The organism is Streptomyces zagrosensis (assembly GCF_014203645.1).
Lineage (GTDB): Bacteria > Actinomycetota > Actinomycetes > Streptomycetales > Streptomycetaceae > Streptomyces > Streptomyces zagrosensis.
In genome coordinates, this window is sequence record NZ_JACHJL010000001.1 from 444289 (window position 1) to 457236 (window position 12948).

12 protein-coding genes are annotated in these 12948 nt (G+C 71.0%); 4 read left to right on the forward strand and 8 right to left on the reverse strand.

The features are described 5' to 3' along the window. Positions 1-123: 123 nt before the first annotated feature. A complete protein-coding gene (locus FHS42_RS01900) occupies positions 124-591 on the forward strand; it encodes an RDD family protein (protein WP_184568696.1) in 468 nt (155 codons plus the stop codon). A 242-nt stretch (positions 592-833) separates the two neighbouring features. Here FHS42_RS01900 and FHS42_RS01905 read toward each other — a convergent pair whose 3' ends face one another. The 4 genes from FHS42_RS01905 to lipB all read right to left on the reverse strand — a co-directional run bounded on the left by FHS42_RS01905 (position 834) and on the right by lipB (position 3828). Beyond that, entirely contained in the window at positions 834-1514 is a 681-nt protein-coding gene (locus FHS42_RS01905; protein ID WP_184568697.1) for a DUF4191 domain-containing protein, read from the reverse strand. A gap of 10 nt (positions 1515-1524) precedes the next feature. Next, positions 1525-1734: an SCO2195 family GlnR-regulated protein gene (locus tag FHS42_RS01910; protein ID WP_184569041.1), complete on the reverse strand. Its 210-nt coding sequence runs from the start codon at positions 1732-1734 to the stop codon at positions 1525-1527. A gap of 214 nt (positions 1735-1948) precedes the next feature. After that, the gene (gene lipA, locus FHS42_RS01915; RefSeq protein WP_184568698.1) at positions 1949-2899 is read right to left on the reverse strand and encodes a lipoyl synthase; all 951 of its coding nucleotides are present in this window, start codon (positions 2897-2899) and stop codon (positions 1949-1951) included. 119 nt (positions 2900-3018) lie between these two features. Beyond that, the gene (gene lipB / locus FHS42_RS01920; protein WP_184568699.1) at positions 3019-3828 is read right to left on the reverse strand and encodes a lipoyl(octanoyl) transferase LipB; all 810 of its coding nucleotides are present in this window, start codon (positions 3826-3828) and stop codon (positions 3019-3021) included. A 480-nt stretch (positions 3829-4308) separates the two neighbouring features. On the opposite strand from lipB, the gene FHS42_RS01925 reads away from it, so the two are divergent. Next, positions 4309-6003 carry an NsdA family TPR-like regulatory protein gene (locus FHS42_RS01925; RefSeq protein ID WP_184568700.1) on the forward strand — a complete coding sequence of 565 codons (1695 nt, stop codon included), beginning with the start codon at positions 4309-4311 and terminating at the stop codon, positions 6001-6003. A gap of 158 nt (positions 6004-6161) precedes the next feature. Here the strand turns inward: FHS42_RS01925 and FHS42_RS01930 are convergent, their stop codons facing one another. Together FHS42_RS01930 and FHS42_RS01935 are read right to left on the reverse strand one after the other, a co-directional pair. After that, positions 6162-7478 (reverse strand): NAD(P)/FAD-dependent oxidoreductase, encoded by a 1317-nt coding sequence (locus FHS42_RS01930; RefSeq protein WP_184568701.1) that lies wholly within the window; start codon positions 7476-7478, stop codon positions 6162-6164. Between the two features lie 394 nt (positions 7479-7872). Beyond that, positions 7873-8808: a TIGR01777 family oxidoreductase gene (locus tag FHS42_RS01935; RefSeq protein ID WP_184568702.1), complete on the reverse strand. Its 936-nt coding sequence runs from the start codon at positions 8806-8808 to the stop codon at positions 7873-7875. Positions 8809-9038: 230 nt separating this feature from the next. Between FHS42_RS01935 and FHS42_RS01940 the strand changes: the two genes are divergently transcribed. Further along, positions 9039-9665, forward strand: coding sequence for a GNAT family N-acetyltransferase (locus tag FHS42_RS01940; RefSeq protein WP_184568703.1), 627 nt, complete (start codon positions 9039-9041; stop codon positions 9663-9665). Positions 9666-9797: 132 nt separating this feature from the next. On the opposite strand, the gene FHS42_RS01945 is transcribed toward FHS42_RS01940, so the two are convergent. Continuing rightward, entirely contained in the window at positions 9798-10325 is a 528-nt protein-coding gene (locus tag FHS42_RS01945) for a DUF4240 domain-containing protein (RefSeq protein WP_184569042.1), read from the reverse strand. Between the two features lie 308 nt (positions 10326-10633). Between FHS42_RS01945 and FHS42_RS01950 the strand changes: the two genes are divergently transcribed. Further along, positions 10634-11587 carry an SDR family oxidoreductase gene (locus FHS42_RS01950; RefSeq protein ID WP_184568704.1) on the forward strand — a complete coding sequence of 318 codons (954 nt, stop codon included), beginning with the start codon at positions 10634-10636 and terminating at the stop codon, positions 11585-11587. A gap of 295 nt (positions 11588-11882) precedes the next feature. On the opposite strand, the gene FHS42_RS01955 is transcribed toward FHS42_RS01950, so the two are convergent. After that, the gene (locus FHS42_RS01955) at positions 11883-12866 is read right to left on the reverse strand and encodes a helix-turn-helix transcriptional regulator (protein WP_184568705.1); all 984 of its coding nucleotides are present in this window, start codon (positions 12864-12866) and stop codon (positions 11883-11885) included. Positions 12867-12948: the final 82 nt, after the last annotated feature.

Below are 12948 nucleotides of genomic sequence, written 5' to 3' on the forward strand. Positions count from 1 at the left end.
TTCGCTGAGGTTAACCGGCACGCGGGCCGGGGTGCGCCCTTCGCGGCAGTGTACGGCGATGCCATCAGGCCGTTCCCGGCCCCGAGCGGACGGGGGCGTATGCGGTCGCAGTACCGTAGGGGAGTGGATAACAGGCAGGTTCTCGGATCGTGGCTCTCCGGGCCGCGCGCGACGGCCGAGGAGATGGGCGTCGATTTCGGTTACCGGGGCGAACGGCTCGGTTTGCCCCGCGAGGGGAAGGGCGCCATCGCGCCGCCCGGCCGGCGGATGCTGGCCCTCCTCGTCGACTGGGGGTTGTGCCTCCTCGTTGCGTACGGCCTGATCGCCGACCGTAACGCGGCGTCGGCCGGGAATTGGGCGCTGCCCGTCTTCTTGGTGATGTCCCTGCTGACCGTGGGCACGCTCGGCTGCACGCCGGGCAAGATGCTGTGCCGCGTGCGCGTCATCGGCCTGGACGGAAACCGACTGTCGTTTCCGCGCACCCTGCTGCGTTGCGTGCTGCTCGGCCTCGTGGTCCCCGCCGTGATCTGGGACCGCGACGCCCGCGGGCTACACGACCGTGCGGCGGGAGCCATCCAAATCCGCCTGTGAAGGTGCGTAGATCCGCGGCCTTGTTCGGTTGTCGGCCTGTCGATCCGTGAGCCTGTCTGCCGATCGGCAAGCGAGCCTGCCGATCCTTATCCGCGCAGATACCTCGTGTACGTACACCTCGCGTACGTACACGAGGCGTACGAGCCGTCCTGAGAACGCCGATGGGCGGTCCGGAACACTCGTTCCGGACCGCCCATCGGTGCGGCGCTCGCGGTGGCTGTCGCCGCCGCTCGAAGGCTCGCTCAGCGGCCCTTCGGCATCCGTAGGTTCTTGGGCATGGGGCCTTTGGGGATCGGCATATTGCTCATCAAGTCGCCGAGCGCCCTGAGCCGGTCGTTGACCACGGTGACCTGCGCGCCGGGTAGGACGCGGGGGAGCTTGAGCAGCGTGGCCCGCAGCTTCTTGATCGGGACTTCGCCCTCGCCCTTGCCGACCAACACGTCGTGCACCGGTACGTCGGCGACGATGCGGGCCATGCGCTTCTTCTCGGCGGCCAGCATGGACCGGAGCCGGTTCGGGTTGCCCTCGGCGACGAGCACGATGCCTGCCTTGCCGACTGCCCGGTGGATGACGTCCTGGCTGCGGTTCATGGCCACGGCAGGCGTCACGGACCAACCACGGCCCACGTTCTCCAGCACGGCCGCAGCCGCGCCCGGCTGGCCCTCCATCTGTCCGAAGGCTGCCCGCTCCGCCCGGCGGCCGAAGATGATGGCCATCGCGAGGAAGGCCAGCACGAAGCCCAAGATGCCAAGCAGGATCGGATGGTCGATCCACAGGCCGATGGCGAGGAAGACACCGAAGGTGACGATTCCCACAGCCGCGACGACAAGACCGACCTTTGAGTCGGCCTTCTTGGTCATCTTGTAGGTCAGAGCGATCTGTTTCAGCCGCCCGGGGTTCTCGGATGTTTCCTTCCTCGCCATGTACGGCAGTTTACGTCGCCTGCGAGGTGCGGGTCGCCACGGCCTCCATCAGGTGTTCGGCCTCCCGACGGTCCTCGGCGCGACGCCGGTCTTCGAGCACCGATGTCCACGCGTTACGACGGGCAGTGCGCTGCCCTGCGCTCATCAACAGGCCCTCGATCGTGCGCAGGGCCCCGGCGACGGACGGGCGTGCGAGCGGGCTTACAGGCGCGGCCAGCATGGTGGCGGTCTCCTCGGGGCGAGTCATTCCACTGGTGAACGTTCTGTGCCTCTATCGTCACTCATCGGTGTTACCGGGGCGTGTCGAGGTGGTCGCGCCCCATGTAACGCCTGTGCGGCCCGTACGTGCGCATGTTCTCGCAGGTCGTACGGGCCGCACAGCAGGCCAAGGCGGCAGCTCGCGGCCGGTCGCGGCCGGGGTGGCGACCAGCCGCTCAGGCGGTCTTTGCGGGCAGCGTGGCGTTACGCCGTTCGATGGCCTGCTGGTACAGCCGGCCCGCGCGGTACGAGGAGCGGACCAGTGGGCCCGACATCACGCCGGCGTAACCGATCTCGTCGGCCTCGTCCTTCAACTCGACGAACTCGTGCGGCTTCACCCAGCGCTCCACGGGGTGGTGCCGAGGGGTGGGGCGCAGGTACTGGGTGATCGTGATGAGCTCGCAGCCCGCCTCGTACAGGTCGCGCAGGGCCTGGCTGACCTCCGACCGCTCCTCACCCATGCCAAGGATCAAGTTGGACTTGGTGACCAGGCCGGCCTCGCGGGCCTTGGTGATCACCTCAAGGGAGCGCTCGTAACGGAAGCCGGGGCGGATGCGGCGGAAGATGCGCGGCACCGTCTCCACGTTGTGGGCCAGCACCTCGGGGCGGGAGGAGAACACCTCGGCGAGCTGCTCGGGTACGGCGTTGAAGTCCGGGATGAGCAGCTCGACGCCGGTGTCCGGCATGGTGGCGTGAATCTGCCGCACGGTCTCCGCGTACAGCCAGGCGCCGCCGTCCTCCAGGTCGTCGCGGGCGACGCCGGTGATGGTGGCGTAGCGCAGCTCCATCTGCTGCACGGACTCCGCGACCCGGCGGGGCTCGTCGCGGTCGAGCTCCTGTGGCTTGCCGGTGTCGATCTGGCAGAAGTCGCAGCGCCGCGTGCACTGGTCGCCGCCGATCAAAAATGTCGCCTCGCGATCCTCCCAGCATTCGAAGATGTTGGGACAGCCCGCCTCCTGGCACACCGTGTGCAGGCCCTCGCTCTTCACCAGCTTCTGCAACTGGTTGTACTCAGGACCCATCTTCGCCCGGGTCTTGATCCACTCAGGCTTGCGCTCGATGGGGGTCTGGCTGTTCCGGACCTCCAGGCGCAGCATTTTGCGTCCATCGGGTGCGACTGCGGACACGTCCGGCACTCCACTTCGCTTGGCGGCGCGGCTTTCGAATCTTCGGCGAACACCAGGGTACGCCCGTGCAACACATGCTCTTCTGTCGAGACCAACCGGAGAGCTGCGGGGTGCATTCCTCACACGGCGCGCGGAAGCGGCACGCTGTGGCTCAGTACGTCCTGAAGGTGTCCCTCGATCACGGGGAGCACCTCGGCCACCGGTACGTCACGGCCCAGCTCATGCGAGAGCGAGGTCACCCCGGCGTCGCGGATGCCGCACGGCACGATGCGATCGAACCAGGTGTTGTCCGGATTGCAGTTCAGCGAGAAGCCGTGCATGGTGACGCCCTTGGCGATCCGTACGCCGATGGCGGCCAGTTTGCGGTCCTCGCGCCGCTGGCCCGCGTTGGAGGGGGCGTACTCAGGACCGTTGAGTCGCGCGTCGAACTCCTCGTCGGCCAGCCGGGGATCGAAGTCCAACTTGAGGCCGCCGATGGCCGGACGCTGCTCGACGGGGTCGCCCAGGACCCATACGCCGCTGCGGCCCTCGATGCGGGTGGTCTCCACACCGAACTCCGCGCAGGTGAGCAGCAGCGCGTCTTCCAGGCGGCGTACGTGGGCGATCACATCCACCGGACGCGGCAGCTTCACAATCGGGTAGCCGACGAGTTGGCCCGGGCCATGCCAGGTGATCTTGCCGCCGCGGTCCACGTCGACCACGGGGGTGCCGTCTAGGGGGCGCTCGTTGTCGGCCGTACGCCGCCCGGCGGTGTAGACCGGCGGGTGCTCAAGGAGGAGGCAGGTGTCGGGGATCTCGTCGGCGAAGCGCGCCGCGTGCACCCGGCGCTGTTCCTGCCAGGCCTCCTGGTATTCGACGGCCTCTGCGCCGAACCCCATGTGTACGAAGCGCAGCTCGTCCTGCTCTGCGATTGGCTGGGGAAGCCCCATGGCAGCTCCTTCGAACAAACTCGCAACCGATGCGCCTCAGCCACTGTACGGCGGCGGTGCGGGCCACCGGCAGGCGGCCGTGCGCTGACGATTCCGCCGGCTGTTCCGCGGCCGTCGTGCCGGTCGGTGGGACCGAGGGCGCGAAGGGCGTGGCACGTGTGGCAGCTGGGGCCGAGATGAGCGTGAGACGCGCCTGGGGCAAGCCTGAAACGAGGCGGAGGAGGGGCAGAGAGGGGGGTGGATAGGGGCAGGGCGGCGCAGAGGGGGCAGGGGGGAAGGAGGGGCAGAGAAAGACAGGGGAGGCGCCGAGCAAGCGGGTAGGGATACAGCGGCGCAGGTAGGCGTGCGCCGGGCGTTACGTATCTCATCGCTTCTCACACGATCGGATGAATGTGGGGCGAAGGTGGCGAGAAGGGCACCGCCAACCGCTAAATTCACGCCGTTCCACAGAGCGACGCGATCAGGGAGACCGGCAGGCTGATGACGGAACGACCCCCGCAGCACACCCCCAACCGTCAGCTCGCCGCGCTCATTGCCGAGGCCGGTTTCTCGCACGCCGGGCTCGCCCGGCGAGTGGACCAGCTTGGGCTAGAGCACGGCCTTGACCTGCGATACGACAAGACGTCGGTGACGCGCTGGCTGCGCGGACAACAGCCGCGTGGCACGACACCGGCGCTGATCGCCGAGGTCTTCACCCGGCGCCTTGGCAGACGGCTGTCCGCGCAGGACCTCGGCCTTGACGCGTGCGCCCCGGTGTACGCGGGCCTGGAGTTCGCTTCCTCGCCCGAGGAGGCGGTGGACATCGTCAGCGGGCTGTGGCGGAAGGACTCCGGCAGCCACAGCGAACTACGGAAGATCGCCTTCACCCCGGCCGGGCTGGTGGTGCCGAGCCGGGACTGGCTGATCGGGCGCGCCGACGAGCGGGTGGCACGTGGCGCGCCGGCCCCCGTCAGACCCTCGCACGGGGGGCCCGAGGGCCCCGGGCGCGTGGGGCCCCCAGGAGCGGGGCCTCCAGGAGCGGGGCCCGCAGGAGGGCGCCCCGGCGGCCCGGGGAGCAGCGGTGCCGCAGGCCCCGGCGGTGCCGTGGGGCACGGTGGCGTCGGCGGGGCCGCGCGTGGCCCGGGCGGTGGTCACGGCGCGCCGGCTGGGCAGACCGCGGTGGCCGGTGCCGCAGGCGCCGTCGCAGGTGTGGGCAGCGCACGCGTTCCGCTACAGAACCGGGTCGCGGTGCCGCGACAGCGGCTCACCGACCGCACCGACCGGGGCCCGGGGCATCGGGTCACCTCCGGCGATATCGCCGCGTTGCGCTCGGTCGGTGAGCTTTTCAGGGCGTTGGACCACGCGTACGGCGGTGGGCACGCGCGGCAGGCGCTGGTGCGCTATCTGGAGCACGAGGGCGAACCCATGCTGCGGGGCAGCTACGGGGAGTCCGTTGGGCGCCGGCTGTTCGCCGCGGTTGCGGACCTGACCCGGCTGGCCGGCTGGACCTCGTACGACATCGCCGCGCACGGTCTGGCACAGCGCTACTTCGTACAGTCGCTGCGGCTTGCCCAGGCCGCCGGCGACCGGGCGTACGGCAGCTATGTGCTGGTGACGATGAGCCGCCAGGCCGTCTATCTGGGGCACGGCAGGGAGGCGGTGCAGCTTGCGCGGGTCGCCCAGCAGGGCGTGGGCTCCGGCGCACCGCCGGTGGTGCAGGCGCTGTTGCACGCCGCTGAGGCGCGCGGGCACGGCGTACTCTCCGAGGCCCGCGCCTGCACGGCGTCGCTGGCGCGGGCGGAACGGGCGCTGGAGACGGCCCGGCCTGGAGACGACGTCCCGTATTGGGCGCGGTTCTTCGACGAGTCGCAGCTCGCGGACGACTTCGGGCACTGCTATCGGGACCTCCAGCAGTACCGCGCAGCGGCCCAGCACGCCGAGCGTTCGCTGCAACTGCGAGGCGCTGCGTATGCACGCAGCCGCGTCTTTTGCCGAGTGGTGCTGGCGACGGCCCGGCTTGGCCTTGGCGAGTTGGAGCAGGCGTGCGCGCTCGGCGCCGAGGCGGCGCAGCAGGCGTCGGAGATGCGGTCGGTGCGCGCGGTGGAGTATGTGCGCGACTTCGAGCGCCGACTCGAACCGTACCGAGACGCCGCGCCCGTACGCGGGTACCGGGAGCGGGTAGCGGCGCTCGGGTGAGGTCCGAGCGCCGGCGCGGATGATGCCTGCTGGTGGCCCTGGGGCACCGCCCTGCGCCTTGCGGGGGAGCGCCCCGGCCAACGGTGCCGGATGGGCCGCCGCGCGGGCGCCGGACGGGTGCCGCACGGCCCGTCCGGCGGTCGCGGCGGGTTACGCGGCTACGCCGCCACGCTGAGCGGCGCCGGGTCGCAGCCCGGGGTGAGGCCGAAGTCACGGAGGACTTCACGGGCCGCCCGGCGGCCGGAGTAGAGCGCGCCCTGGGCCGAGCTCGTGTCGCGGTGGTCGCCGCACACGTACAGGCCGTGGAGCAGTCGGACCGGGCGGCGCAGGTCGTGCGGGGCGGGCATGGCCGGCACCGCGTAGGGATCATGGAAGGCGGCGAGCAGTCGCCAGCCGGTCGTTGAGGCGTCGTAGGCGCGGGCGAGTTGGTTGCGCACGGCGTGGTCGAGCGTGGCAGTCGGGGCCGTTGCCGCGGCGCCGAGCGTGACCGAGGTGATCAGCGCATGGCCCGGCTTGGCCCGTGAGGGGTCCACCTCGCTGGCCACCGTGGTGTACGCGACGGGGCCATGCCGGTCGCTGGCCAGGATGAGGGCGGGCTCGCGCAGTGGCGCCGCGTCGGCTGCGTAGTGCAGCACCGTGACCGGGTGAAAGTCCGGCAGCCGCAGCCCGGGCAGCAGTTCCGCGGCGGCCTTGGCGCCGGTGGCCACCAGCACGGAGCGACAGTTCAACTCGCCGTGCTCGGCGGTGGTGACGGTCGTGGTGGAGGCCGAGACGGCCCGTACGCCGGTACGTACCGTGCCCGGCGGCAGCGCACGGGCCAGCAGTTCCGGAACAGCGGACGCGCCGCCCGCCGGCAGGCACAGGCGCCCCCGGGCGTAGCCGCGCAGCACGAGGTCGGCGCAGCGACTGGAGGTCACCAGATCCGGGTCGGAGAGCAGCGCGGTCAGGAGCGGGCGCACAAAGCCGTCGATCGTGCGGGAGGGAAGGCCGCGGACCGAGAGCGCGGCGGCCGTGGGGCGCTCGGGGCGCGCCAGGAGCCGGTGCGTGGGCACCATGGCGAGCCTGCTGAGCGCGGCACCGAGCCGGGCCTGGTCGAGTCCGCCGATGCGCGGAGCGCGGGCCGCCGTGGCGAGCGCGCGCGCCGTGGTGAACACACCCCCGGTACTGCGGGGTTCACCGATCCGGTGCGTACGGCCCTCGCCGTGGACCAGTACGCCGGGCGAAAAGGGCCGCAGTGGCAGCCCCCTGAGCCCCGGCGTGCGCCAGAGCTCGGGAAAGGAAGTGTTGAGGAACTGGCTGCTGTGATCGAGCCGGAAGCCGTCGATTTCCTCGGTCGCCATGCGCCCGCCCACTCGCCGCTTGGCCTCGATAACCGTCACCGTCAGTCCGGCGCTGGTCAGTTGGTGGGCCGCGGCGAGGCCAGAGAGGCCGGCCCCGACGATGACGACGTCCGTGTGGCGTGTGCTGCTGAGCACGTGCCCCTCCCGAGGTCGCTGCGAGGTGTTCTGGGCCTTGATGCCCTCAACTGGCTACGGGGATGCATGACGCAGTCTTGGGGGCTTGACGGTACTGAGAGAGCCAGGCGACGACAGTCGCGCACGGACCGTGCACGGTCGCACGGCGGTCGCACGGTGGTCGTGCGTCGCTGGCGGACGCCTCGGGTGCTGGTGGTGGGACGGGGGCGCGGGGAGTTGGGGGCGTGAGCCCCACGGTGCGGGCGTGAGCCCAACCATGGAGGCGTGAGCTGTCACGTAGGGGAGCGCGGGCGCGGGGTGCGGGGCGAGTGCGGGCGTACGAGGCGGGGATGACCCTCGGGTAGGGGGCGTGCGGCGCGCTTGGGCGGAGCAGTGGCTGGGGCTTGCCGCGGGCTCAGTGCCTGTTGGGCGCTCCCTGGGCCGTGCCGCGGGTGGTCCAGGCGGCCCGCACCGCATCATCGACGCGGGGAAAGGCGAACGTGAAGCCGGAGTCGAGCAGGCGTTGGGGGATGACCCGCTGGCTACTGAGGACATCGGTGGCCAACTCGCCAAGGGCGAGGCGTAGCGCGGGCCGGGGCACGGCCAGTGCGGTGGGGCGGTGTAGCACCCGGCCCATGGCGGCGGTGACCTCGCGGTTGGTGACCGGGTGCGGTGCGGTGAGGTTCACCGGGCCCGACAGCGACTCGGTGTCGATGATGTGGCGTAGGGCCGCGATCTCGTCCCGTAGCGCGATGAAGCTCCAGAACTGGTCTCCGGCGCCGAGCCGTCCGCCGAGACCCGCCCTGAAGAGCGGAAACATGCGCCCCCAAGCGCCCCCTTGGCGCGCCACGACCAGTCCGGTACGGGCGTACGCGGTGCGGATGCCCGCCTCGACGGCTGGCGCCGCCGCCTCCTCCCACTCCTGGCACAGATCGGCCAGGAACCCATGCCCGGGCGGGGCGTACTCGTCCACGGGGCGGTCGCCGGTGTCGCCGTAGATGCCGATGGCACTGCCGGAGATCATCAGCTCGGGCGGGGTATCCAGCGAGGCGACGGCCTCGGCGATGGCGGCGGTGCCCAGCACTCGGCTGTCCCGCAACTCCCGCTTGCGGGCAGCGCTCCAGCGCCGGTCCGCGATGCCCGCGCCCGCCAGGTGGACCACGGCCTCGCAGCCGATGAGCCCGGTCGCGTCCACCCATTGCCTGCGCGGGTCCCACTCCACCTCGTGATCCGTCCGCGGGGTATGGCGTACGAGGCGTACGACATGGTGGCCGTCCGTGCGGAGCGCGTGGGCGAGGGCGGAGCCGATGAGGCCCGTCGAACCGGTGACTGCGATACGCATAGGGGCCATCCTGCCCCCGATGGGCACCGGGATGTGCGGAGACAGGCGGACGGGGAGCGGGCGAGCCGGGGAGCTGAGTAGCCGAGGAGTGGCGGGCGGCTCGGGGGGCGGTGAGTGGGAAGAAGAGTGGGGACGCGCGAGCAGTAGGCGTTTGGAGCGGGCGGCGAGCGGCGGGGAGCGCTGGGGGGTGGGCGAAAAGGGATGTCCGAGGCGCGGCACCGGATGGCACAGTGTTGCGCATGTCTGAACCCGCACCGGTGCCATCTCCCGCCGTTCCCGAACCGGTGCGGCCGTCGTCCGCGCACCCGGCCGGCCTTGCGCCACAGCCCTCCGCCGCACAGCCCTCCGTCGCGCAGCCTCCCGCCGCGCAGCCTTCCGCCGGTGGCCTGACGGTGCGGCTCGCGCGGTCGGCGGACGGAGCGGCGCTGGGCGCCCTCGACCGGCGCGCCTGGTCGCGGTTGCACTCCGTGCAACCGCGACCCACGCCCCCCTACGCGCCATTCTTTGACGCTCAGCACCCGCCCGCGCAGCACCTGGTCGCCGAGGTGGACGGCCGGGTGGCGGGCTACATCCGGCTGCTCCCGCCGACGCCGCTGGCCGCCAATGCGCATGTACGCCAGATCCAGGGGCTCGCCGTCGATGAGTGGGCCCGGGGCCGCGGCGTGGGGCGGGGACTGTTGCACGCGGCATGTGCGGAGGCCCGCCGGCAAGGCGCGGTGCGGCTCACGCTGCGGGTGCTGGGGCACAACACGCCGGCGCGGCGGTTGTACGAGGCTGCGGGCTTCGCCGTGGAGGGGGTGCTGGCGGGGGAGTTCCTGCTGGAGGGGGCGTACGTGGACGATGTGCTGATGGGCCGAAGCCTCTGAGGGCGTTGTCTGCCGGCTGTAGACGTGGTGCCCGGGTGCGTTCCAGCGAGCTGGTGCCCGTGGGCCTGGCACCCGATGACCCGGGGCCCGGCGAGTTGACGCCGCCCGGCCCCGGGCCCTGGGCTACGGGTGTCAGGTCCCGGCCTTGCGGAACCGCGTCCAGAGCAGGGGAAAGCGGTCCGCCAGGGCCTTGGTGTCGCGGAGCGGGAGCGCGGGGCCATCGGGCTCGCTCGGGGGCTCGGCAAGGCCGAGGTCGGGCGTTTCTACGCCGGTGAGCTGTTCGTACGCCTCGTCCGCCGCGTAGCCCAGATCCTCCGCATCACCGTCCGCGCGCGGGTCGAAGTCATCGAGCAGGTGCGCCAGGTCATCGGGTTCGTGCAGCGCGCCTTCGAAGACCTCCCGGCCCTGGCCGATCAGCCAGCATCGGAAGTCGTCGAACGCATCGTCGTTCGCGCCGTCGAGCAGCACGGCGGCGGCGCCCCACAGGTCCCAGCGATAGGCGCGGTTGTAGCGCGCGTCGAAGTGGCGGGCGAAATCGACCACGGAGTCCGGGTCGAGTTGCAGCAGCCGGTCGATCAGCAGGTCAGCTTGATACTCGGGATCGCCATCGGCGGCCTCACGAGATGAGTCGATCAGTGCCCAGAACTCCGTCTCGTCCATCACAGGGACCAGCATCGGTCCTGCGCCCCGGCCATGCACGCCGAGTGCCCCGGATGCTGCTGTGTCGTTACCACGCACAGGTCGGCCCGTTATTTCCCAGCTCGTACGACCGTCGTGCGATTCGCTCGTACGAGACGGGCTGCTTTGTATTGTTTTGTTCCAGGTGGCCTCATCGGTGCGGGGTACCGACATGGCACGCCCGCGGGAATCACGACAGGAGATGACTCGATTTCCCGGCACTGTCGTGAGCGGCAACAACGCAACACGCGGCAACAACGCGACACGCTAAGCGGAAGGGACGTGCGCAGGTGAAGACTGAGGGAACAGTCGCGCTGGCGGATAAAATCGCACTGGTCGCGGGGGCGACGCGCGGCGCGAGTAGGGCGATCGCCGTCGCGCTGGGGCAGGCGGGCGCCACCGTCTATGTGACCGGCCGCACCTCGCGTCAGGCCGGTGGCCCCGATGGCACCGGAATCTTGGTGAGCGAGGTGGGCCGGGCGAGCGAGACCATCGAGGAGACGGCGGAGTTGGTGACGGCGGCCGGCGGCACCGGTATCCCCGTACGCACCGACCACCTGGAGCCGGAGCAGGTACGCGCCTTGGCGGAACGCATCGACGGCGAGCAAGGGCGATTGGACATCCTGGTCAACGGGGTGTGGGGCGGCGACCGGCTGATCGAGTTCGATACGAAGGCGTGGGATGTGGACCTCGACAAGGGGCTGCGCATGCTGCGGCTCGGCATCGACACCCACCTCATCACCAACCACTACGTGCTGCCCCTGGTGATCCGCAGGGCCGGCGGGCTGGTGGTCGAGGTGACCGATGGCACGGCCGAGTCGAACAAGACCTATCGCAGCAACCTCTTCTTCGATATTGCAAAAAACGTGCCGATCCGGGCGGCGTTCGGCATTTCCGAGGAGGTGAAGGAGTACGGCGGCACGGCCGTCAGCATGTCGCCCGGCTTCTTGCGCTCGGAAGAGATGCTGGACCACTTCGGGGTGACGGAGGACAACTGGCGCGACGCGACCGCGCAGGAGCCGCACTTCGCGATCGCCGAGTCGCCGGCGTTCATCGGCAAGGCGGTCGTCGCGCTCGCCGCAGACGAGGGCAAGGCCCGATGGAACGGTGCCTCACTCTCCAGCGGCGAACTGGCCAAGGTGTACGGCTTCAGGGACACCGATGGCTCGCAGCCGGACTGTGACGGCTACTTCCGCGACATCGTCTACGGCGGCAAGGACGGCACGGCGGCGGACTACCGGTAGGCGCGGCCTTTGACGAACCCCTGCCGGCGTGACCGGGGCCTTTGGGGCCGTGCCACGCCGGGCAGGGGCCCGTACCGGCTCGGCCAGCGCTCCGCGGCCCCGCGCTCCGCGCCCGTACGGGCTTGGCCCGAGCCCCCGAGCCCCCGAGCCCCGTACAGGCTTGGCCCGAGCTTGGTCCGCGGGGCCCTGCCAGCTCGGATCTCGGCAGGTCTGATCTGGGCCGGTCTGGGCTGGTCTTGTCTGGGGGGCCGCCCAGTGCCCGGGCCTTCCCGGGGCGCTGTGCCGCGGTGGCCGGCTACTGCCTCGGGGATCGCTCACCATAGAGGGCCGCCGCTCGGGCCAGTGCTGCGGCGACGCGCTCGCGTAGTGCCAATGGCTGGAGCACCTCGCACTCCGGGCCCAGCCCCAGCAGTTGCTCGTAGGCGACCTCCAGCGTCTCAACGGCGAGGGTGACCGTCATCCACCCCTGTTCATCGGGGCCGGCCGCCGCCGCCATCGCCTCCCGGGCGGCCAATGGGTCCGTGGCGTGCGGCAGTTGTCGTGCGCCACGCTCGGACAGTCGCAACACGATCTCGGTTTGCAAGATGGAGCGTAGGAACTGCTGCGCCTGCTTTGCCCAGAAGTCGGGCAGCTCGAAGCTCGTATCGCGCTCGAAGCGCTCATCGGACCGGGTGATGGCGGCGAACCGATCGACACGGTAGACCCGCCAGGACTCGCCGACTCGCGCCGCCAGATACCAGACGCCTGCCTTGAGCACGAGCCCGTACGGCTCCAGCGTGCGCTCCACCTCCGTTCCGCTACGGCGGTAGCGCCCGGTGATCCGCCGGTCGTCCCAGACCGCGTCCGCGATCGTCGGCAGCAACTGCGGCGGGGTCGGCTCGTGATACCAGCCGGGCGCATCGAGATGAAAGCGCTGGGCCGCACCGTCCGCAGCGTCGCTCAGCTCGGGCAACAGCGCGGCCGACACCTTTAGCCGCGCCGCCGAAGCCGCGTCCGCGAGGCCCATCTCGCGCAGGGCGGATGGCACTCCGGACAAAAACAGCGCCTCCGCCTCGCTGCGGCCGAGGCCGGTGAGCCGGGTGCGATAGCCGCCGATGAGGCGGTAGCCACCGACTCTGCCCCGGTCTGCGTACACCGGGACTCCAGCCTCGGACAGGGCCAGCACATCCCTGACCACCGTCCGCTCCGATACCTCCAGCCGGTCCGCCAACTCGGCCCCCGTCATGGAGGCCCGAGACTGGAGCAGCAACACCATCTTGATCAGTCGGGCCGCGCGCATGGGGTCATCATGCACGCGGCCACTGACAGTCGCCTTGCCGGTAGGGAAGGGGGCCGAGCCGGGCTCGCCACGGGCCGGCCGG

Coding starts and splice junctions, on each gene's coding strand:
- lipB (WP_184568699.1), bottom strand. CDS start 3,828: ATGGGGCTTCCCCAGCCAATCGCAGAGCAGGACGAGCTGCGCTTCGTA.
- FHS42_RS01910 (WP_184569041.1), bottom strand. CDS start 1,734: ATGCTGGCCGCGCCTGTAAGCCCGCTCGCACGCCCGTCCGTCGCCGGG.
- FHS42_RS01905 (WP_184568697.1), bottom strand. CDS start 1,514: ATGGCGAGGAAGGAAACATCCGAGAACCCCGGGCGGCTGAAACAGATC.
- FHS42_RS01940 (WP_184568703.1), top strand. CDS start 9,039: ATGTCTGAACCCGCACCGGTGCCATCTCCCGCCGTTCCCGAACCGGTG.
- FHS42_RS01925 (WP_184568700.1), top strand. CDS start 4,309: ATGACGGAACGACCCCCGCAGCACACCCCCAACCGTCAGCTCGCCGCG.
- FHS42_RS01935 (WP_184568702.1), bottom strand. CDS start 8,808: ATGGCCCCTATGCGTATCGCAGTCACCGGTTCGACGGGCCTCATCGGC.
- FHS42_RS01955 (WP_184568705.1), bottom strand. CDS start 12,866: ATGCGCGCGGCCCGACTGATCAAGATGGTGTTGCTGCTCCAGTCTCGG.
- FHS42_RS01945 (WP_184569042.1), bottom strand. CDS start 10,325: ATGGACGAGACGGAGTTCTGGGCACTGATCGACTCATCTCGTGAGGCC.